This window comes from Wenyingzhuangia sp. IMCC45467, from assembly GCF_054111205.1.
Genome location: NZ_CM134196.1, coordinates 1,634,187 through 1,655,444, shown reverse-complemented (window position 1 = coordinate 1,655,444; position 21,258 = coordinate 1,634,187). Strand labels below are relative to the sequence as shown.

Genomic DNA, 21,258 nt, shown 5'->3' with positions numbered 1-21,258 from the left:
TATTAAAAGTTTGGTTTTAAATGATATTTGTCGTAGAAGTTGTTTAAGTGTTCAACGGCTTCATCGGCAGTATCTACCAATCTAAATAAGTTTAAATCTTCTGGACTAATGGTTTTAAACTCTTCTAACAAACGCTCTTTAATCCAGTCTAGTAATCCACTCCAATAAGACGTACCCACTAATACAATAGGAAAACGACCAATTTTTTTGGTTTGAATTAAAGTGATGGCCTCAAACAATTCATCTAATGTTCCAAATCCTCCAGGCATTACAATAAACCCCTGAGAGTATTTTACAAACATTACTTTTCTTACAAAAAAGTAATCAAAAAATAAGCTTTTGTCTTTATCTATCCAAGGATTGTTGTGTTGTTCAAAAGGCAAGTCTATATTTAACCCAACTGAAACCCCATTTCCTTTATTAGCTCCTTTGTTACCCGCTTCCATAATTCCAGGTCCACCACCTGTAATGACTCCAAAACCACTTTTGGTTAATTTAAAAGCAATTTCTTCGGCAAGTAAGTAATTTTTGTCTCCGTGCTTGGTTCTTGCCGATCCAAAAATAGAAACACAGGGACCTATTTTCCCTAGTTTTTCGTATCCATCAACAAACTCAGACATAATTTTAAATACTGCCCAAGAGTCGTTGGTTTTTATTTCATTCCAATCTTTTTGTTCAAATTTATTATAGATTCTTTCGTCTTCTTTTTCCTTTTCGGTCATTCTGTAATATTTTTAATAAGTTAACTCATGTTAAGATACGAAAAATAGTACATGAGTTATAGTTCTTTCTTCAAGAATCGAGCCGTATAGCTTTTTTTATGTTGTGCTATTTCTTCTGGGGTTCCAGTGCAAATAATTTTACCACCTCCTTTACCACCTTCTGGACCAATATCAATAATATGATCGGCTAGTTTTATCACATCCATATTGTGTTCAATGACCAATACAGAATTTCCTTTATCTACTAATTTTTGAATCACATTCATCAATACTCTAATATCTTCAAAATGTAATCCTGTAGTAGGTTCATCTAAAATGTAAAAAGTGTTTCCAGTGTCTCTTTTAGATAATTCTGCAGCTAGTTTAATACGTTGTGCTTCTCCACCAGATAATGTGGTAGATTGCTGTCCAAGGGTAATATAACCCAAACCAACTTCTTTGATGGTTTTAATTTTTCTGTAAATTTTTGGAATGTGCTCAAAAAAGCTCACTGCTTCGTTAATGGTCATTTCCAAAATATCGGAAATAGATTTTCCTTTATAACGAATTTCCAAGGTTTCTCTATTGAATCTTTTTCCCTGACAGGTTTCACATTCTACATGTACATCGGGTAAAAAGTTCATTTCTATCACTCGCATTCCACCACCTTCACAAGTTTCACATCTACCTCCTTTTACGTTAAAAGAAAAACGACCAGGTTTGTAACCACGTATCATAGCTTCTGGAGTTTTGGCAAATAAACTTCTGATTTCGTCAAAGGTTTTGGTGTAGGTTGCTGGGTTAGAACGTGGAGTTCTACCAATTGGAGATTGATCGATGTCTATAATTTTATCAATATGCTCCAAACCTTCTATGCTTTTATAGGGTTGAGGTTTTTTAACTCCGTTGTAAATATGTGCATTTAAAATAGGGTAGAGGGTTCCGTTAATTAAGGTAGATTTTCCGCTACCAGACACTCCTGTAACACAAACCAATTTCCCTAATGGAAAATGAGCGGTTACGTTTTTTAAATTATTACCTGTAGCTCCTTTTAACACCAATTCTTTTCCGTTGCCTTCTCTGCGTTTTTTAGGAATTTCAATATTTTTTCTTCCTGTTAAGTAATCAGCAGTTAAGGTTTCTACTTTAGAAAATAAATCATAAGAACCTTGACTAACAATTTGTCCACCATGAACTCCTGCACCAGGACCAATATCTATTACATGGTCTGCACGTTCCATAATGTCTTTATCGTGTTCTACTACTAAAACAGAGTTTCCTACATCACGTAACTGTTCTAAAGAGTTGATGAGTTTTTCGTTATCACGTTGATGTAATCCAATACTAGGTTCATCTAAAATATAAAGGACTCCAACCAGCTGAGATCCTATTTGAGTAGCCAAACGAATACGTTGTGCTTCTCCTCCCGATAAAGATTTAGAGGTTCTGTTTAGTGTTAAATAATCTAATCCAACATCTAATAAAAACTGAATTCTAGTTCTTATTTCTTTGGTGATTTCTGCTCCAATGGTTTTTTGCTTGTTGCTTAATTTGGCATCAATTTTAGAAAACCAATCTGCCAATTCTTTAATGTCCATAGAGGTTAAATCTCCTAAATCGTAACCATCAATTTTGAAGTAAAGAGATTCTTTTTTTAAACGACTTCCGTTACACTCGCTACAAACAACATCATTCATAAAATCTTTAGCCCAACGCTGAATACTTTTAGAATCTGTGTTTTTATGCTGACTTTCTATAAAGGAAACAATTCCTTCAAAATCTATTTCGTAACTTTTGGTAACACCAGCTACTTTGGCTTTTACTTGTATAAATTCTTTCCCACCATTTAGAATAATATCCATGGCAGTTTCTGGAATGTTGGCAATAGGATCTTCTAAACTAAATTGATAAGCATTGGCAATGGTTTGTAGTTGTTTAAAAATCCAAGTGTTTTGTTGTTTTCCTAAAGGAATAATTCCACCCTCTCTAATGGAAATACTATTGTCTGGAATTACTTTTTTTAGTTCAATTTCTGCCACATGTCCTAAACCACTACATTTTGGGCATGCACCTTTTGGCGAGTTAAAAGAAAATGAATTTGGTTCTGGTAAAGGGTAAGAAATACCAGAAGTAGGACACATTAGGGCTCTACTAAAATAACGAGCATTTTTTTCGTTAAACTTCATCACCATTAAAACACCGTCACCAGCGTACATGGCAGTTTTAATGGTTTCTTCTAAACGTTTTTCTTGCTCGGCATTAATCACCAATCTATCAATCACAATCTCAATATCGTGAGTTTTGTAACGGTCTACCTTCATGCCTTTGGTGATGTCTATTACAATTCCATCAACACGAACTTTGGTAAAACCTTGCTTGGCAATTTGCTCAAACAATTCACGATAATGACCTTTTCTAGATTTTACTACAGGAGCTAAAATCAACGTTTTTTCACCATCAAAATCTTGCAAAATTAATTCTTTGATTTGCTCATCAGAATAACTCACCATTTTTTCGTTGGTGTTATACGAATAAGCATCGGCAACACGAGCGTATAACAAACGTAAAAAGTCATAAATTTCTGTAATGGTTCCTACAGTAGAACGTGGACTTTTGTTGGTGGTTTTTTGTTCTATGGCAATCACAGGAGAAAGTCCATCAATTTTATCAACATCAGGTCTTTCTAATCCACCTAAAAACTGACGAGCATAGGCAGAAAAAGTTTCAATATACCTACGTTGTCCTTCAGCATAAATGGTATCAAAAGCCAAAGATGATTTTCCACTTCCGCTTAATCCAGTAATAACTACTAGCTTGTCTCGTGGAATTTTAACATCAATATTTTTTAAATTGTGAGCTCTAGCTCCTAAAACTTCTATATACTCGTTTGTTGCCATGTGTTTTTTGCAAAAGCACGAAGTTAAGATTTATAGTTTTATGTTCAAGGTTTAAGATTTAAAGTTTAAAAGTAGGTTCTCGATAAGCTAACGCTACTCGAACTGACAAGGTTCTCGATACAATTTTATTTCGTTCCACTTCATAAAATTACTCGAACTGACAATGGGATGTTAATGTCACTTCGAGTAGCGTTTGTAGGAGCTAAGTGGAAACAAACGAGGTATCGAGAAGTGTTTTAGATTACAATGTTTCTAAAAGTTAAATTAATTCTAGGAGATTTAATAAGAGTACTAGCAGGTAGTTTGTGTAACCAATTTGTTTGTGTATCCCCTTTCATAATTAACAAACTTCCTTTTTCTAAGACCAAAGAAATTGTTTGTTTGGTGATTTTGTGTTTAAAAGAGAATTTTCTGTCTGCTCCTAAACTAATGGAAGCTATCACTGGTTGTTTGCCTAAAGTTTTTTCGTTGTCGGAATGCCAACCCATGCTTTCATGTCCGTTGTGATATAAATTTAACAAACAAGCATTAAAAGAAATATGGCTTTTTTTCTCTGCTATTTTTTTAAGGTTTAAAAGTTCTTTTGTCCATGGTAACGATTTTTTAGTAGTGTTAGAATATTTGTATAAAAAATCAGTATCTCCGTATAAAGCTACTTTTCTATCTGTAATAATATGCTTTCCAAAGACGATGGCTTCATCATTTTTCCAATCAATATTATCTAATAAATCTTGATAATATTTTTGTGCTCTTGCCAAGTTGATGATATTTGGGTAATAAAACACTTCTCCATCAAAAGGTAAAAGATTGGTAGGTGTGGGGTTGAATAAATCCATTTATGGTTCTGTTTTAGCAGCTTCCCATCCAATGATAGAAGTTTTTCTGGTAGCTCCCCACATATAATTTCCAAAAACACCTGTGGATTGAATCACCCTGTGGCAAGGAATTAAAAAAGCTATGGGATTATTACCAATGGCAGTTCCTACGGCTCGACTAGCTTTGGGTTTCTCTATTTGATTTGCAACACTTCCGTAAGTGCTTAATTTTCCTAAAGGGATTTTTAACAAAGCTTCCCAAACTTTTAATTGAAAATCTGTTCCTTTAATATGTAGTTGTAATGGTATTTTACTTGTTAACGGATGTTTAAATAAATCGACCGCTCGGTTTTGTAGAGGATGATTTTCGTTCTTATAGGTTGCGTTTGGTAGCCTGTTTTTTAAAAGTTGAATATCTTTTTCTAAATCATCTATAAAAGAAATATGGCAAATTCCTTTGTGGGTGTTGGCAATTAAAATAGTTCCGAAAACGCTAGGGTAGTCGTGGTAATAAATAGTGAGGTTTTGTCCTTGGTTTTTATACTCTCCGGGTGTCATTCCCTCAATATTAACAAATAAGTCATGTAATCTTCCTGTACCAGACAATCCTGTATCTATAGCAGTGTCAAACAGGGTTTGTTTAGGTTCTTTTAATAAGTTTTTTGCATGTTGAATGTTTAAGTATTGCAAAAACTTTTTTGGACTTACTCCTGCCCATTGGGTAAATAATTTTTGAAAATGAGAAGGGCTTAGGTTTACCGAATCGGCAATAGTTTCTAAACTTGGTTGTTCATTTTTATGTTGCTCAATAAAAGCAATGGCTTTTTCTATAATTTGATAATTGCTGTTCTTTTCCATTGATATTATAATGAGTTCTTACAAATGTAAGTTTCCTTGTGGAATTTAAAAACCCGATTCTTGTTCTCGATACGCTAACGCTACTCGAACTGACAATGAGAAGATATTAAATTAAAAAAGATGAAACTCCTAAAGTTTCATCTTTTAGAAATATTTTGTTTTAGGACTTCTTGCACAGAATCATACATCACTTGTTTTAAATCATCGCCCATTTGATTTTGAATGGCAAACTTATGATTGATTTCCAATTCAATTCCAGCATATTTTTCCGGAAATTGTTTTCTGAGGGTTTTGGTAAATCCGTCACTCACTCCTTTATAAGGATAGTTAAAACGTACATTTAATTCAGGAGCTCTTTTTTTAAGTTCTGCTTTTAATTGTTTGGCAATATTTTTTTCTAATTCTTTAGCAGGATCGTATAAAATACCAATGTCGCATTTACGAGAAACTCCTTTAAAAACAGGAGTAAACGTATGTATAGATAAATGAAAAACAGGTTTGTTACAATCTAAAATATTTTCTATTTGCTGTGTGATTTTACTTCTGTAAATCAAATAGTATTGTTTAATTAAAACTTGTTTTTCCTTTTTACTCAAAGATTTTGTGCATTCCGAAAACAAAGCAGGATGATGTAAAGACCTATTTAGTTCTATTAACAAACGACTGATTTCGTTACTTTTATAATACACCGCTAAAGGCCTTAAAAATTTAAACAAATCTAAAGCTCCAGGATCGTAACCTTTATGCGTTTTTAAAACTGTTTCATGTTTTTGAAACAGTTTGTCATAGGCTAAAGGAATTTGATTTCCTCCGTGTTCACAAGAAAGAATTAATTTCATGCTTTAAATATCGAATAAAATGTTTGATTGTAAACAATCAGCTAATTTTTTATAAACAACAGAAATGTTTTCAGGAGTGATATCATCTCCCAAAGCTTTTTCTATACGAGTTGCTAAAGTTCCTTTAGATAAAATAATTTCTATGGCTTCTCTGTAATGTGGAGCGATGTTGTTTTTTACATCTTCATATAAATGTTGCCAAACATCTTTTACCAAAGAATGATCTCCTAAACCTAATTCTTCTAAATAACCAAAATTGGTGATTTCATAATTTTCTCCATCTTTAATAATTCTGTTAAGAATACTAGCCAACTCATTTTGATGCCAATCTTTTTGTGATGACAAAGAAGTAAAAGGATTGTAGACCAATAATTTTAAAACTTCAATCACCAATACGGCAATGGCAATATCGGCTTTTGGACATTCTTGAATATCAATCACTCTAATTTCGATGGCATTTCTATCAAACCTAGCAATAGCACCTCTTGAGTTTACAAAATGCTCATCTAAAATTCCATCTTCGTTAAAAGGTTCAATGGCTTTTTTTACAGGCTGATAAATTCCAATTTCATAAGCTTCTTTACTAAAAACTTGTTCAGGGATTACTTTACCAGCAATTACAGGAATTTCTTTCTGATTGGTTTTATAACTCTCTAATCTACTATCCTTAAAACCTGTAAATTTTCCATCTAAAATGGGTGAACTAGCACACAATCCAGGAAGAATAGGTAGCAAAATACGAATAGCTGCATGTAGTTTTTCAAATTCTTCATCATTAGCAAAAGGGAGGTTGATGTGCATACTTTGTAGGTTGCTCCATCCGTGACCCTTGCAATCAAAAATAGTGTTGTAACGTTCGTAAATATCATTAGAACCGTGTTCCCAAAGTTTGGTTTCGGTAAAAGGATTCATTAAAGGATGACAAGCAGTTCCTAACAATTCACTATCCAAAGGTTCTAGTAGCTTGTTGATTTCTATAATATTTTGATGAAATGCATCAGCCAAGCCATTCAACTCATCAGTTGGGCCATTTGTTTTAATTTCAACCACATGAGCAACTAGCTCGTTACTCCAAGCAATGGCTCCGTTATCAATATCATCTTTTAACTCTCCGTTTTTTGCAGTTAGTAAATCTGCAACTTTTGGAGTAATTTTAAAGGTAGATTTGTCAATCATCATGTATTCTAGCTCAATACCGAATACTTCAAATAAATGATAAGCATTTTTCATTTTTAATCTAAACGATTTTTAAGTGCTGTTAAAATTTTGGTGTAGATTACATCTCCGTAATATTCATCTTCTACACCTACATCAATATTGGGGTTGTCGTTAATTTCAATCACCATAGGTTGATTGTTGATTACTTTGATGTCTATTCCATATAACCCTTTTCCCATTAATTTGGCTGATTTAACCGCCATGTTAATGACTTTTTTAGGGACTTTTTCTATAGGTAAACATTCTGATAATCCGTCTTGTTCCTTTTTCTTTTTGGCTTTCCAGTTATAAATTTGCCAGTGCCCTTTGGCCATGTAATATTTACAAGCAAAAAATGGTTCGCCATCTAAAACGCCAATTCTCCAATCGTAATCTGATGGGCAAAATTCTTGTGCAATAATTAAGTCAGATTCTTTTAACATTTCACCAACCATGGTGTTGTATTCTTCTTTAGAAGTTGCTTTTTTAACCCCAAAAGAAAAGGTAGAATCTGGAGCTTTTAACACACAAGGAAAACCAATGGTATCAATTACTTTTTCTTTGTTATCGTTATGTATAATAGCTGTTTTTGGAGTTGCAATGTTGGCATTTTGTAAAGCTTCTGCCATGTACACTTTGTTACAGCATTTTAAAATAGCATCAGGATAATCTACAATGGCCATAGATTCTTGTTGTGCCTTGCGAGCAAACATATATGCCTCGTTATTTACCTCGGTACTTTGTCTAATAAACAAAGCATCAAAAGAAGTGAGTTTAGACAAATCTTTAGGCTGAATAACTTCTGTATAAATATGCATTTTCTCTGCAATGTCCATAAACTTTTTAATGGCTTTGGTATTGCTAGGAGGAGCAGGGTCGTTAGGATTTACCAGAATAGCCAAATCAAAATCGTATTTGGTTAGTTTAGGTTTATCGTAACGTTTTTTAGAAAAATATTGATTGGCAAAAATTTGCACATCTTCCATGTGTTCCAAAGGAATTTCTGCCTCGGAAATAGGTTTAATGCTTTGTACTTGCCACTTGTTGTTAAAAACAAAGTTTACACGCACAAACGGAATTTGAAAATGCTTGTAAAACAAGCTACTTAATTCCTTGTATTTTTGAGCAACGTTTTGACCAAAATAAATACTTAAAGTAAACTCTCTAGATTTAATGTTTTTTAAACTTTGTTGAATAACATTATCAAATTCATCAGATAAAATTCTAACAATTTTTAAGGTTTTTAAATCTACTAAGTTTTTAACGGTTGGCGATACCAAATGTCCACGAGCCTCTGCTAATAAAGAAACATAATATCCTTTAGATTGATAGCTGTAATCTTTACAAAGGTTAAATATTCTTGCTTTTTTTTGCAAGGCATATTTGGGGTTGGTAAGGTATTCTTGAGGAGAAATAACAATAATTGTGTCAATCGAAAAATTCCATTTTTCAGGTTGATTTACAACAATATACTTGTTCATTTAAGGGTGTTCATATCATTTTAATTTTGGGATAAATGTATATTAAAAAATAATACAATTAAGAAAAAAATGAAATTTACCGTTAAATTTTTTAATAATTTAAGTGCTGTGTTTTTAGGGGTTAAGAAGATGGGGTTTCAAAGATTAGTTTTACAGTAGCTCCTTTGTCGGGGTTGTTGGCTACACTGATTTCGGCATTATGTACTTCCATAATTAGTTTAACCAAAGCTAAACCAAGTCCTTTCTTTTTGTCACTATGTTCTTTACCAGAAGCAAATAACTGGAATAAATGTTTTAGAGCGTATTTGCTAAAACCTTCACCATTGTCTATAATAGAACAAATGGTTTTGTTATTTTCTATTTCAGTTTTTATAGTGATGTTACTGTCTTTCTCTGAATACTCTATAGCATTTTTAATGATGTTTTCTAAGGCATATAAGATTAAGGCAGGATCTCCGTTTACAATAAAATTATCAATATTGTCATCTATTTTTAAATGGATGTTTTTTGCTTGTAGTTTTTTAGATAATTTAAGTTCAGTTAACCCAAAAACTTGTTTTAACTGAATGGTAGATTTTTTAAAAATATCTTTTTTAGTTCTTAGTTCTGTAATTTTTAAGCTAAGTTTAGAGAAAGATAAAAGGCGATTTGCAGATTCATCTAAAAGGTTTACAAATTCTATAAGTTCAGAAGTTCTTAACTCATCTTTTAATACGTTTACAAAACCTAAAATACCGTTAAGTGGGGTGTTTATTTCGTGACTAATAATAGCTAAAAAATCATTTTTTGCAGCATCTAAACTTTCTAATTCTTTATTTGCTTTTTCTAATTCTTCGGTTCTTAATTTAACTTTTTCTTCTAGTTTACTGTTGATGTTTTTTAACTCGTCTTTACTAATTTTTAATTCTAAATGAGTTTTTACTCTTGATAATAATTCTTGGGAACCAAAAGGTTTAGAAATATAATCTTGTCCACCAACTTCAAATCCTTTAAGAATACTTTCTTTATCTGCCATAGCAGTTAAAAAAATAATAGGGATGTCTTTTAGTTGTTCATCTGTTTTAATAATGGAACAAGTTTCATATCCATTCATTACAGGCATATTAATGTCTAATAAAATTAAATCATAATCTTTAGATTTAGATAAAGCACTAATGGCTTGTTTTCCATCCATGGCAACTCCAATAATGTATTTTTCGGCTTTTAGCAGACTTCCTAATACTTGAATGTTTTTTTGCTGATCGTCAACAATTAAAATTTTTGGGGTTTTTGTTTTTAAAATTTCCATGGATAGTATATAATGATAATCAACTTTTAATAGTGATATATAAAACGAAATTAAGGATTAGTTTTGTAATTGTTTTTTTAAATCTGTAATTAATTTAGGGAATTTCTTTAGAGTAAACATAAGTTTATCAAACTCAAAGTTGTCTGCATATTCGCAAATACTCTCACTGTATTTAACAACTGATTTTATTTTGTGTTTTTGAGAGGTTATAGAGAGTGCTTTACCAAACTCTTCTATTTCATTAATAATTTGCTTTTCTACTATTGAATTGTACTTAGGTAAAAAATCATTTTCTAAAATGTTGATGAATTCAGGAAGCTTGTTAATATCTTCTATTTCTATTTTTATAAGAGGTTTTTTAGGTGCTTCTTCCAACTCTTTATCTAGACTTGTGTAGCTTAATTGTGTTGCTAGTACTTTGTAAAACAATTCTATGTCTAAAGGTTTGATGACATACTCGTCAAAAATATTTTTTAACTTTTCTTTTTCTGTGTTACTTTTGATTGATGCGGTAATAGCAAAAACAGGAATGTTTTTAGTGTTTTCTGTTTTTTTAAGAATCTTAGTGGCTTCTACACCATTCATTTCTGGCATTCGCAAATCCATTAAAACAAGATCAGGGAGGTGTTCTTCGGTTAGTGTTACGGCTTCTTTACCATTACTAGCTTCAATAATGGTTATGTCAGGAGAAGTTTCTAGTAAATCAATAATAAGTTCTCTGTTTTCAGTAACATCATCGGCCACAAGTATTTTGGCTTTGTTAAAAACAATTTTAGAGGTGTCAAAAGCAGCATTCTCAGAAATGATGGTTTCAGTAGAAACAGCAATGTTTGGTATAAAAACAGTAAAGGTACTACCAGTGTTTACCTGACTATGAACGCTAATTTTTCCTTTCATTTTTTCAACCAATTTAGAAGTGATAGATAATCCTAAACCAGTACCTCCATATTTAATAACGCTTTGTCCTCTTGTTTGAATAAATGGACTAAAAATATGTTTTAATTGATCTTCTGGAATTCCAACACCAGTATCTTTTACAGTAATAATAAGGTTAATGTTTTCTTTATTAGGTTGTGTTTCAAAATGAATTTGTACCCCTCCTTTTTCTGTAAACTTAACAGCATTGCTTGCTAGGTTAAAGAGTATTTGCCTGGTTCTAACTTCGTCAATAACAACAGTGTTGGCAATATCTTTGTTATAGGTTGTAGTAAATGTAATGTCTTTTTCGCTAGTGGTTTGTTCAAAAATACTTTGAATATGTGCTCCCAAATCCTTTAAGTTTACGGGAGTAGGATCTATTTCTAGTTTACCCGCTTCAATTTTTGAGAGGTCTAGAATATCATTGATGATTCTTAATAGGTTTTTACCACTAGTTCTAATCAGATTAATTTGAGAGAGTTGTTTGCTATTTGTTAAAGAGTTAGACAGTTGTTCAGAAAATCCAATAATGGCATTCATAGGAGTTCTAATTTCATGACTCATATTGGCTAGGAAGTCGCTTTTAGCTTTGTTGGCTGCTTCTGCAGCATTTTTGGCTTTGGTAATCTCTTCTTCTGCTTTTTTAATAATAGAAATATCTTGTAAAATTCCTACCATTTTTAAAGGAGTATTGTCTTCGTTATAGGTTTCTATTTTTCCATTAACTTGAATCCAAATATAGTTTCCGTTTATATGTTTAATTCTATATGTTGCGCTATAAGAGTCTGTTTTTTCTTTTATATGTTCTTCTACTTTTTGGTGTAAAGGAGCTATATCATCAGGATGAATACGTTCTGTCCACCAGGCAGAATTGGTGTCTATATCGTTTTTATTAATACCAATCATTTTATACATTAACTTACTGTATAACATTGTTTGGGTTTCATAACTCCATTCCCACCAAGCATATCCTCCAGTAGAAAAAGCAGTTTCTAAACGGTCTTTACTTATTTTAAGTTTTTCCCTGTTTTTTAAAAGATCTTTATTGGCTATTTCTAGTTTTTGTGTTCTGTTTTTTACCTTTTTTTCTAATTCATTATTAAGGTTTAAGATTTCTTTTTCTTTGTTTTTTAAATTGGTGATGTCTGTACCAATAAGAATAAATTTATTATCTGTTTGATGTTTTCCTAGGTGAATAAATTTAATATTTAGGTTCATCCAAAATTCTTGATTGTATTTGTTTGTGTTTACAATCTCTATTTTGGTATTGTGTTTGTTTGAAATAGCCTTTTTAAGCTCTTTTTGTTGTTGCTTAGGAGTGGTTTTGCTTGTGAGTATTTTAAAAATATTTTGTCCGGTTATGTTTTTTAAATGCTTGTCAAAATATTTTTCAAAAGCTTCGTTTGTCCATTCAATATTCCCATAAACATCCGTTATAATAACACTATTGCTACTGCTTTTTACTACGGATGCTAGTTTAAAAACTTCCTCTTCAGAAAGAATATTTTTAACGTGATAGTAAGCAAAAACATAGGAGGTGATTAAAGCTAGTATAATAAAGAAAATAATTGGTGAGTATAGTGAATAGAGCAACTCTTGTTTTATACTTTTTATAAAGGTATAGGGAACTATTGATACTACTTTCCAAAAATCATCAGTGGCAAAATAATTAATACTATTGCTATTGGTTGTTTTTACTACGTTTCTAAAATTAAGAGTATTATAAGTAAAAAGCCCGTTGTTTGTTAAAAGTTGTCCTTTGCTAGTGTTTTTTATTTGCTGCCATGCTTTTGGATAAAATTGTAGATAGTTTTTGTCTTTTTTGTCATCAAACATAAAACCCCAATTATTGTCTTTTTTAGGAGATATTAAAAGGTAACCGTTAGGATCTATTAAATGAATTTCGCTGTGGCTATTAATATTTAAAGCTTCAATTCTTTTAACCAAATCGACCCCCAAATAATTTATTATAACTATAGCTGTAGTTTCACCTATGCTATTGGTTACTTTGCAACCTACTCGGAGAACTTGTTTGTAAGGGATTTCTATTTTTCCAAATTCAACGTTTAAGTCAAATTTTGAAAAATAAATATCACCTTGGTCTATTTTAGAAATCTCTTTAAAGTAATATCTATCCTCTTTGTTTTTTAGTAAAGAGTCTGCCATTATTATGGGGAGTCCTTGACTGTATACACATTTTAAAACTTCATCACCATTAGGAGTTAAAACTCTAATTTGATCATATAGTTTGTTGTTTTCGGAAAAACTTTTGATTTCATCTGTTAAAGTGTTATAGTCTTTATTTTTTAAAGAATTGAATTGTTTGGTAGAGGAAACTAAGCTTGCTATAAAAAAAAGATCTCTTTTTATGGCTACAAAATCGTTGATAATTTCATTTACCTGAAGTTTGGTTTTTTTTACTTCATATTCTTTTAGGTTTTTTATTTCAGTCTCTTTTTTAGAGTTGTATATAAAAAAAGACATTCCTAATATTACCGCTAAAGAGACTAACCATAATCTTAAAAAAAGTAGAAGTAATCTTTTGTTAAATAACTTAGTAGGAATCATGGTTGTATTTTTTAACAGATGTATTTTAAGATTTTTAAAGATAACTAAAAGATTTATACATTTTAAAGTTTCATAGTTAGGCCAATGCGTTTGTTGTGAAGGTCTAATTGAATTACTTTAACCGTTACTATCTGGTTTAAATGCAAAACATCGTTTGGAGAGTTGATAAATTGATGAGTGATTTGTGAAATGTGAACCAAGCCATTTTCTTTAATTCCCAAATCTATAAAAGCTCCAAAATTGGTAATGTTGCTTACCTGTCCTTGTAAAACCATCCCTTCTTGTAAATGCTCAATATTGGTAATGTTTTTACTAAACTCTAATTGATCTTCTTGTTTTCTTGGATCAATATTAGGTTTTGCTAATTCGTTTAAGATGTCTTTAAGAGTATGTTTTCCAATTTGTTCTTGTAAGTCCTGATGATTTATTAAACTTAAAATGTCTTTATTTCCAATGATGTTTTCTAAAGGTAAGTTTTGTTGCTTAGCTATTTGATTTACAATTTTGTATTGTTCAGGGTGTATACCAGTGTTGTCTAAAATTTGTTTTCCTTGTACTCTTAAAAAACCAGCACATTGTTCAAAAGCTTTATCTCCCAGTCTAGGAACCTTTTTAAGGTCGTTTAAGTTGTTAAATTTTCCATTTTTAGAACGATATTCTACAATGTTTTTTGCCAAACTAGGACCAATACCTGCAATGTATTGTAGTAAATATTTACTAGCTGTATTAAGTTGTACACCTATTTTGTTTACACAACGCTCAACTACATGATCCAATTCTGTTTTTAATAAAGCTTGATCAACATCATGTTGATATTGTCCTACCCCAATAGACTTAGGCTCTATTTTTACCAACTCAGCCAAAGGATCCATTAATCTACGACCAATACTAACAGCTCCACGTACTGTAATATCGTGGTTGGGGAATTCTTCTCTCCCTATGTCAGAAGCTGAGTATATAGAAGCTCCGTTTTCGTTTACCAAATAAACATCTATGTTTTTTGCAATATTTGCCGATTTAATAAGTTTTTCGGTTTCTCTACCAGCTGTTCCGTTACCAATAGCAATAGCCTCTATTTTATGCTTATTTAGTAGTTGTAATACTTTATCTATGCTTTTATTATGCTGTTGTTGTGGCGGGTGAGGATATATAATAGTATCTTCTAACAAATCTCCTTGTTTATTTAAACACACTACTTTACAACCTGTTTTAAATCCAGGATCTATGGCCAAAACATTCTTTTTACCAATAGGAGCAGCCAATAATAGTTGTTCTAAATTTTTAGAGAAAACATTTATAGCTTCTACATCTGCTTTTAGCTTTAGTTCATTTAGTAGTTCTTTTTCTAAAGAAGGTTTTAAACTTTTTCCGTAAGCATTGGCAATGGCTTGTTTTAATAAAACTGCACTTTGGTTTTTACTTTTAATAAAATTTCGTTCTAGCAAATCAATAGCCGTTTGTTTGTCTATGCTAATTCCAGAACTTAGAAGACCTTCGTTAGTTCCTCTTAAAATAGCCAATATTCTGTGTGATGGCAGTCTAGTTGCTTTTTGCTCAAAATCAAAATAAGTTTTGTAAATCTGAGCTTCGGTTTCTTTCCCTTTTTTAATTTTACTTTTTAAAACTCCTTCTCTGTTAAACAATCTTCTTAGTTGATTTTTACTAAAGGTGTGTTCTGTAATCCATTCACAAATAATATCTAAAGCACCATCAATAGCCTCATCTTGATTTTTGATGTTGTTTTTTATAAAAGGTTGAATGTTGATGTGATCGCTTTTTTGAGACATGATTATTTTAGCCAAACCTTCCAAACCATTTTCCTTAGCTACGCTGGCTTTGGTTTTACGTTTGCTTTTATAAGGAGCAAATAAATCTTCAAGTTCTTTTTTGTTCCAACAATTCTCTATGTTGGTTAAAAGTTGTGGGTTGTTAATGTTTAATTCCTTAATGGTTTCTAAAACATATTCTTTTCTTTTAACCAGTTCATCAATGGCAGTGGCTTCTTTTTGAATGTTAAAAATTTCATGATCTTCTAGACCTCCTGTTTGGTCTTTTCTATAACGAGCAATAAAAGGAACTGTAGCACCATCATTTAATAAGTTTAAAACCGCTTGAATGTTTTTTTGAGCTAATTGTGTATTGTTTGCTATTTGTAAAGATAATATGGCTTGACTCACAGTTAAATGTTTTAAAAAAAGAACTGTAAATATAATAGGAGTGGGGTAATAGTTAGTAAATTATTTGGAATAAATAATTTGTTTTATGATTACGCAAAAAAATACGTAATTAAATTTATGTTTTAAGTCATAAAAACTTATGTTGTTACTTAGTTATTATAAGTAGTAACATTTTGCTAACTTGCGCTAAATTGAATTTAAAAATGAGTTTGATAAATGATATTCGACACTTTTTTGAAAAACATGGTTTTGATGTTTCTTCAAGATTGGCAGATCGTATGGGAATAAGAACCGCCAATGTGCGATTGTTTTTTGTATATATATCATTTGTAACCTTTGGTTTTTCTTTTGCCATATATTTAACTTTAGCTTTTTTGTTAAAATTAAAAGACATGGTCAGGACAAAAAGAACCTCTGTTTTTGATTTATAAGAACCTATGCTGAACAAAATATATAAAGGATTAATTCTATTTGCTATTGTTCTGTTCATTGGGATTTTGGGCTATTATTTAGCGTTTGACTATTCTTGGTTAGATGCTTTTTTTATGACCATTATTACGATTACAACGGTTGGTTTTGGAGAAGTAAAACCTTTAGATGATGCGGGTAAATTATTTACTATTTTACTAGTGTTAATGAGTATTGGGGTTTATGGATATTTAGTGGCGGTTATTTCAGATTTTTTTTCAAACAATGTACTTATGGATGCTTATCGAGTTAAAAAAGAGTTAAAGGAAATTGCCAAATTAGAAAAGCACACCATTATTTGTGGTTTTGGTAGAAACGGAAGGCAAGCCTATGAAAAACTTAAAAGGTTTAATAAAAAATGTGTTGTTATAGAAAGAGATGAAGCTTTTATGGATGACCCTATCTATCAGGAAATTCAATTTGTAAAAGGTGATGCTACTAATGATGATGTATTAAAAAATGCAGGAATAGAAAAAGCCGCTAGCTTAATTACTGCTTTGCCTTCTGATGCTAATAATTTATATGTGGTTTTGTCATCAAGACAAATCAATCAAAAGTTAAATATTGTTAGTAGGGCTAATGATGAAAATGCTACCAAGAAATTAAAAATAGCTGGAGCTAGTCATGTTATAATGCCAGACAAACTAGGGGGAGATCATATGGCTTCTTTATTAGTGACTCCAGATTTAGTGGAGTTTGTAAATAGAATAAATATGGAGGGAGACTCTAATGCTAATTTAGAAGAAATTGGGGTAGATGAGTTGCCTCAAGAGTATTTAATGAAATCCATTCAAGATTTAGACGTTCGCAGAAATTCAGGCTGCAACGTAATAGGTTTTATTACAGAAGATGACGAATATATTGTAAACCCATCTTCTCAAATGATTTTAGAACCAAAATGTAGATTAATTGTATTAGGAAGACCTGAACAAATTAAAAAATTTAAAGAAATTTATGAGTAAAACTATTAGAAAAACAATTCAAAAAGTCGTCAGTTTAATACTAATTATGCTTCCAGCAGTATCATTTGCATCCATTGATCAAATGATAGAAGAAAAATTTGCTCCAGTTTCACATGTAGTAACACAAGTTGTTTTTTATGCTATTCAAATAGGGCCTATGAGTGTGCCTATTGTGTTAATTGTTTTATTAGGAGGGGCTTTGTTTTTTACCTTGTATTTTAATTTTGCAAACATACGTTTGTTAAAAGTAGCAGTAAAAGCAACCAAAGGTGATTATGATGAAATAGATTATGCTTTTGAAGAAGATGATGACATTGAAACAATTAAAGATGTAGCTGATGCAGATAAAGAAAGAAAAACAACACCAGTAATAGGAGTTGTTACTCATTTTCAGGCTTTAACTGCTGCATTGTCTGCAACTGTTGGTTTGGGAAATATTGCAGGAGTTGCTGTGGCCATTGCTTTAGGTGGACCAGGAGCAATTGTTTGGATGATATTAGCAGGGTTTTTAGGAATGTCTACCAAGTTGGTAGAAGCTACTTTAGGAGTAAAATATAGAGAGGTTAGTCCAGAGGGGAATATTTATGGAGGGCCTATGTATTATCTTAAAAAGGGATTAAAAGAAAAGAACTTGGCTGGTTTAGGAAAGGTGTTGTCTATTATGTATGCTATCTTTGTAGTAGGAGGTTCTTTTGGAGGTGGAAACATGTTTCAAGCCAACCAAGCAACAGCTCAATTCATGTCTTTAACAGGTATGAAATCGGGGTTTGTTTTCGGATTGGTGTTGGCGGCTTTGGTGGGAGTAGTTATTATTGGTGGAATCAAAAGAATTGGAAAAGTAACAGAAAAAATAGTTCCTTTTATGGGGATTTTATTTGTGGGGGCTTCTTTAGTTATTATTTTTAAAAACTTTGATATGATTCCTAATGCAGCTTATCAAATTTTAGATGGTGCTTTTGGAAATAATGCCATGTTAGGAGGTTTTATAGGAGTTATGATTGTTGGTTTTCAAAGAGCAGCCTTTTCTAATGAAGCAGGTGTTGGGTCAGCTTCTATTGCCCATGCAGCAGTAAAAACAAAATTTCCTGCAAGTGAAGGAATAGTAGCAAGTATAGGACCTTTTGTAGATACCGTTGTTATTTGTACCATGACTGCTTTGGTAATTGTAATTACCAATTTAAAATACACACTTTTTGAGTATGCAAACTTAGAGGGGAGTAATGTAATTATGAATGGAACAGGAGAGAAGCTAGGTGGAGTAGATTTGACTTCTGCGGCTTTTGATTCTTCCATCCCAAATTTTTCAATAGTTTTAACTATTGCCGTTATACTGTTTGCTTTTTCTACTATGTTGTCTTGGTCTTATTATGGAATTCAAGGATGGAGTTATCTTTTTGGAAAAGGAAAAGTTGCTGATATTACATATAAAGTATTATTTTTATTTGTAATAGTTGTAGGAGCATCTTCTTCTTTAAACTCTGTGGTAGAGTTTTCAGATTCTATGATTTTTGCTATGGTGTTTCCAAATATCATTGGTTTGGTGTTGTTAGCTCCAAAAGTTAGGCATGAAATTAAAAGGTATTTAACGGCTATTAAGCACAAAGTAGAAAGTTAAAAATACTTAAATATGAAATTTAAAAAATCCCATTTTCAGTACTCAAAAAGTCAACGAAATGGGATTTTTTTATTAATAATTATTGCTATTGCACTTCAAAGTGTTTTGTTGTTTTTTAACAATAATTTAGGTAAGTTTAGTAGAATAGAAGTTTCTTCTATAGAATTACAATCAGAATTAGATTCTATTGTCTTGTTAGATAAATCTAATGCTTTTAAACTATACCCTTTTAATCCTAATTACTTGTCAGATTATAAAGCTTATCAATTAGGAATGTCTATTGATGAGATTGATAGATTGATGAGTTTTAGACTAAAGAACGAGTATATTAATAGTTCTAAACAGTTTCAACAAGTAACTAAAATTTCAGACTCTCTACTGAATGTAATTTCTCCATATTTTAAATTCCCAGAATGGGTATCTAAAAAAACATCGCTAAAGAAAGAATCAAAACCAAAAGAGATTGTTTTAAAAGATATTAATAAAGCAACGGTTAGTGAGTTAACGCAAATCAGTGGTATTGGAGAAAAAAGAGCTCAAAACATTATTAAATATAGAAGTTTGTTAGGGGGTTATACCTACGATAGCCAATTAAGAGAGGTGTGGGGAATTCCATCAGAAATTTTGGAGTTGTTAAAAAAAGAATTTAGAGTTTTGTCAAAACCAAAAATTGATAAAATAAATATAAACACAGCTACTGAGTATGAGTTGTCTAAAGTTGTTTATATCGATTATAAATTGTCAAAATCTATCGTTAGTTATAGAAATGAAGTGGCAGAAATACAGAACTTAGCGGAGCTTAAAAGATTAAGAGATTTTCCTAAGGACAAATTCCACTTAATAAGCTTATATTTGCACGCTGATTAAAACAAAAAAACTTTTTTGAATGAATTTCGAGACGAATGAAACCCAAAAAATGATAGCATCATCTATTCAAGATTTTGCAAAGATTCATATTACTCCCAATGTATCAAAATGGGATGAATCACAGGAGTTCCCTGTAGATTTATTTAAGAAGTTAGGTGATATGGGGTTTATGGGGGTTTTGGTGCCCGAAGTTTATGGAGGATCGGCTTTAACATATCATGAATATATTACGGTTATAGAGGAAATTTCTAAGGTAGATCCATCCATAGGATTATCTGTAGCCGCTCATAACTCACTTTGCACGGGGCATATTCTTCAATTTGGAAGTGATGAACAAAAAGCAAAATGGTTGCCAAAATTAGCAACAGGAGAATGGATAGGTGCATGGGGGTTAACAGAGCATAACACAGGTTCTGATGCCGGAGGAATGAGTACTACTGCTGTTTTAGATGGGGATGAATATGTATTAAATGGAGCTAAAAACTTTATTACTCATGCCATTAGTGGAAATGTAGCTGTGGTAATTGCTAGGACAGGAGAAAAAGGAGATTCTCATGGAATGACGGCCTTTGTGGTAGAAAAAGGAACACCAGGTTTTGGTTCTGGTAAAAAAGAAGATAAGTTAGGAATGAGAGCTTCTGAAACAGCAGAGCTTGTATTTGCAAACTGTAGAGTGCCTAAAGAAAATGTGTTGGGTAAAGTAGGTGAAGGGTTTATTCAGTCTATGAAGGTATTAGATGGAGGTAGAATATCAATAGCAGCTCTATCATTAGGAATTGCTAAAGGAGCATATGAGGCTGCCTTAAAATATTCTAAAGAAAGAGTACAGTTTGGAAAACCTATTTCGGCTTTTCAAGGAGTTTCTTTTAAGTTAGCTGATATGGCTACGGAAATTGAAGCATCTGAATTGTTAACACATAAGGCTGCAGCTAAAAAAGAATTAGGAGAAAAAATGACCACTATAGGAGCAATGGCTAAAATGTACGCTTCAGAAACTTGTGTAAGAGTAGCTAATGAAGCCGTGCAAATTCACGGAGGATATGGTTATACAAAAGACTTTCCAGTAGAAAAATTTTATAGAGATAGTAAGTTGTGTACTATAGGAGAGGGAACTACAGAAATTCAAAAAGTAGTGATTTCAAGAAATATTTTAAAAGACTAGTTTCTAAAGGTAGAAAGTAGAAGGCTGTAAAGAGGAGAATTGTGGTTCATATAGCCTTTTAGTAAACTTTATAAACTTTTAATTTTTAAACTGAAAAAAATTCTTACATTTGCAATCCAAAAATTAGATAAAAAACATTTAAAATATATTACGACAATGAAGGGAGGTGCTAAATTATGTTAATTATACCAGTTAAAGACGGAGAAAACATTGATAGAGCTTTAAAGCGTTTCAAGAGAAAATTTGACCGTACAAAAACAATGAAGCAATTACGTGAGCGTCAGCAGTTCAATAAACCTTCTGTAGTAAACCGTAAGCAAAGAATTAAAGCTTCTTACGTTCAGCGTTTAAGAACAAACGAAGAGCAAGCTTAATTAGCTTTTACAAGTAATAAAAACCCTATGAATTTTCATAGGGTTTTTTTATGTCATAAATTTACTAGTAC

Annotated in this window: 16 protein-coding genes; 6 read left to right on the top strand and 10 right to left on the bottom strand. The window is 31.6% G+C overall.

The annotated features are described in order from the left end of the window. Nucleotides 1–2: 2 nt before the first annotated feature. The 10 genes from ACXGQT_RS06960 to ACXGQT_RS06915 all read right to left on the bottom strand — a co-directional run bounded on the left by ACXGQT_RS06960 (nucleotide 3) and on the right by ACXGQT_RS06915 (nucleotide 15,739). Nucleotides 3–722 carry an LOG family protein gene (locus ACXGQT_RS06960; protein ID WP_457830676.1) on the bottom strand — a complete coding sequence of 240 codons (720 nt, stop codon included), beginning with the start codon at nucleotides 720–722 and terminating at the stop codon, nucleotides 3–5. Between the two features lie 56 nt (nucleotides 723–778). Continuing rightward, nucleotides 779–3,598 (bottom strand): excinuclease ABC subunit UvrA, encoded by a 2,820-nt coding sequence (uvrA, locus tag ACXGQT_RS06955; protein ID WP_457830675.1) that lies wholly within the window; start codon nucleotides 3,596–3,598, stop codon nucleotides 779–781. A gap of 236 nt (nucleotides 3,599–3,834) precedes the next feature. Continuing rightward, nucleotides 3,835–4,434, bottom strand: coding sequence for an alpha-ketoglutarate-dependent dioxygenase AlkB family protein (locus ACXGQT_RS06950; protein WP_457830674.1), 600 nt, complete (start codon nucleotides 4,432–4,434; stop codon nucleotides 3,835–3,837). Then, complete coding sequence (locus ACXGQT_RS06945; protein WP_457830804.1) at nucleotides 4,435–5,277, bottom strand: bifunctional helix-turn-helix domain-containing protein/methylated-DNA--[protein]-cysteine S-methyltransferase; 843 nt, start codon at nucleotides 5,275–5,277, stop codon at nucleotides 4,435–4,437. It lies immediately after the preceding gene. A 131-nt stretch (nucleotides 5,278–5,408) separates the two neighbouring features. Continuing rightward, entirely contained in the window at nucleotides 5,409–6,110 is a 702-nt protein-coding gene (locus ACXGQT_RS06940) for an N-formylglutamate amidohydrolase (protein WP_457830673.1), read from the bottom strand. 3 nt (nucleotides 6,111–6,113) lie between these two features. Beyond that, nucleotides 6,114–7,340, bottom strand: coding sequence for a carboxylate-amine ligase (locus tag ACXGQT_RS06935; RefSeq protein WP_457830672.1), 1,227 nt, complete (start codon nucleotides 7,338–7,340; stop codon nucleotides 6,114–6,116). A gap of 2 nt (nucleotides 7,341–7,342) precedes the next feature. Further along, nucleotides 7,343–8,788, bottom strand: a complete 1,446-nt coding sequence (locus ACXGQT_RS06930) for a RimK family protein (protein ID WP_457830671.1) — start codon at nucleotides 8,786–8,788, stop codon at nucleotides 7,343–7,345. Between the two features lie 121 nt (nucleotides 8,789–8,909). Beyond that, complete coding sequence (locus tag ACXGQT_RS06925; protein ID WP_457830670.1) at nucleotides 8,910–10,076, bottom strand: hybrid sensor histidine kinase/response regulator; 1,167 nt, start codon at nucleotides 10,074–10,076, stop codon at nucleotides 8,910–8,912. A gap of 57 nt (nucleotides 10,077–10,133) precedes the next feature. Beyond that, nucleotides 10,134–13,562, bottom strand: coding sequence for a PAS domain-containing hybrid sensor histidine kinase/response regulator (locus ACXGQT_RS06920; RefSeq protein WP_457830669.1), 3,429 nt, complete (start codon nucleotides 13,560–13,562; stop codon nucleotides 10,134–10,136). 62 nt (nucleotides 13,563–13,624) lie between these two features. After that, entirely contained in the window at nucleotides 13,625–15,739 is a 2,115-nt protein-coding gene (locus ACXGQT_RS06915; RefSeq protein WP_457830668.1) for a Tex family protein, read from the bottom strand. Between the two features lie 203 nt (nucleotides 15,740–15,942). Here ACXGQT_RS06915 and ACXGQT_RS06910 point away from each other — a divergent pair, with 203 nt between their 5' ends. The 6 genes from ACXGQT_RS06910 (at nucleotide 15,943) to rpsU (ending at nucleotide 21,187) form a co-directional block, all read left to right on the top strand. Beyond that, nucleotides 15,943–16,170: a PspC domain-containing protein gene (locus tag ACXGQT_RS06910; protein ID WP_457830667.1), complete on the top strand. Its 228-nt coding sequence runs from the start codon at nucleotides 15,943–15,945 to the stop codon at nucleotides 16,168–16,170. 6 nt (nucleotides 16,171–16,176) lie between these two features. Beyond that, nucleotides 16,177–17,169, top strand: a complete 993-nt coding sequence (locus ACXGQT_RS06905) for a potassium channel family protein (RefSeq protein WP_457830666.1) — start codon at nucleotides 16,177–16,179, stop codon at nucleotides 17,167–17,169. Next, on the top strand, nucleotides 17,162–18,784 hold the full coding sequence (locus tag ACXGQT_RS06900; protein WP_457830665.1) for an alanine/glycine:cation symporter family protein: 1,623 nt from the start codon (nucleotides 17,162–17,164) through the stop codon (nucleotides 18,782–18,784). Before ACXGQT_RS06905 ends, ACXGQT_RS06900 begins: the two co-directional genes overlap by 8 nt. Before the next feature lie 12 nt (nucleotides 18,785–18,796). Continuing rightward, nucleotides 18,797–19,651, top strand: a complete 855-nt coding sequence (locus ACXGQT_RS06895) for a ComEA family DNA-binding protein (RefSeq protein WP_457830664.1) — start codon at nucleotides 18,797–18,799, stop codon at nucleotides 19,649–19,651. A gap of 19 nt (nucleotides 19,652–19,670) precedes the next feature. Next, on the top strand, nucleotides 19,671–20,813 hold the full coding sequence (locus tag ACXGQT_RS06890) for an acyl-CoA dehydrogenase family protein (protein ID WP_457830663.1): 1,143 nt from the start codon (nucleotides 19,671–19,673) through the stop codon (nucleotides 20,811–20,813). 176 nt (nucleotides 20,814–20,989) lie between these two features. Beyond that, nucleotides 20,990–21,187: a 30S ribosomal protein S21 gene (gene rpsU / locus ACXGQT_RS06885; protein WP_347180564.1), complete on the top strand. Its 198-nt coding sequence runs from the start codon at nucleotides 20,990–20,992 to the stop codon at nucleotides 21,185–21,187. Nucleotides 21,188–21,258 lie beyond the last annotated feature (71 nt).

Bases quoted from the DNA above. Each gene is read 5' to 3' on its own strand.
- ACXGQT_RS06890 (WP_457830663.1), top strand. From the start codon at position 19,671: ATGAATTTCGAGACGAATGAAACCCAAAAAATGATAGCATCATCTATT.
- ACXGQT_RS06895 (WP_457830664.1), top strand. From the start codon at position 18,797: ATGAAATTTAAAAAATCCCATTTTCAGTACTCAAAAAGTCAACGAAAT.
- ACXGQT_RS06900 (WP_457830665.1), top strand. From the start codon at position 17,162: ATGAGTAAAACTATTAGAAAAACAATTCAAAAAGTCGTCAGTTTAATA.
- ACXGQT_RS06935 (WP_457830672.1), bottom strand. From the start codon at position 7,340: ATGAAAAATGCTTATCATTTATTTGAAGTATTCGGTATTGAGCTAGAA.
- uvrA (WP_457830675.1), bottom strand. From the start codon at position 3,598: ATGGCAACAAACGAGTATATAGAAGTTTTAGGAGCTAGAGCTCACAAT.
- ACXGQT_RS06910 (WP_457830667.1), top strand. From the start codon at position 15,943: ATGAGTTTGATAAATGATATTCGACACTTTTTTGAAAAACATGGTTTT.
- ACXGQT_RS06960 (WP_457830676.1), bottom strand. From the start codon at position 722: ATGACCGAAAAGGAAAAAGAAGACGAAAGAATCTATAATAAATTTGAA.
- ACXGQT_RS06920 (WP_457830669.1), bottom strand. From the start codon at position 13,562: ATGATTCCTACTAAGTTATTTAACAAAAGATTACTTCTACTTTTTTTA.
- rpsU (WP_347180564.1), top strand. From the start codon at position 20,990: ATGTTAATTATACCAGTTAAAGACGGAGAAAACATTGATAGAGCTTTA.
- ACXGQT_RS06930 (WP_457830671.1), bottom strand. From the start codon at position 8,788: ATGAACAAGTATATTGTTGTAAATCAACCTGAAAAATGGAATTTTTCG.
- ACXGQT_RS06950 (WP_457830674.1), bottom strand. From the start codon at position 4,434: ATGGATTTATTCAACCCCACACCTACCAATCTTTTACCTTTTGATGGA.
- ACXGQT_RS06925 (WP_457830670.1), bottom strand. From the start codon at position 10,076: ATGGAAATTTTAAAAACAAAAACCCCAAAAATTTTAATTGTTGACGAT.
- ACXGQT_RS06940 (WP_457830673.1), bottom strand. From the start codon at position 6,110: ATGAAATTAATTCTTTCTTGTGAACACGGAGGAAATCAAATTCCTTTA.
- ACXGQT_RS06905 (WP_457830666.1), top strand. From the start codon at position 16,177: ATGCTGAACAAAATATATAAAGGATTAATTCTATTTGCTATTGTTCTG.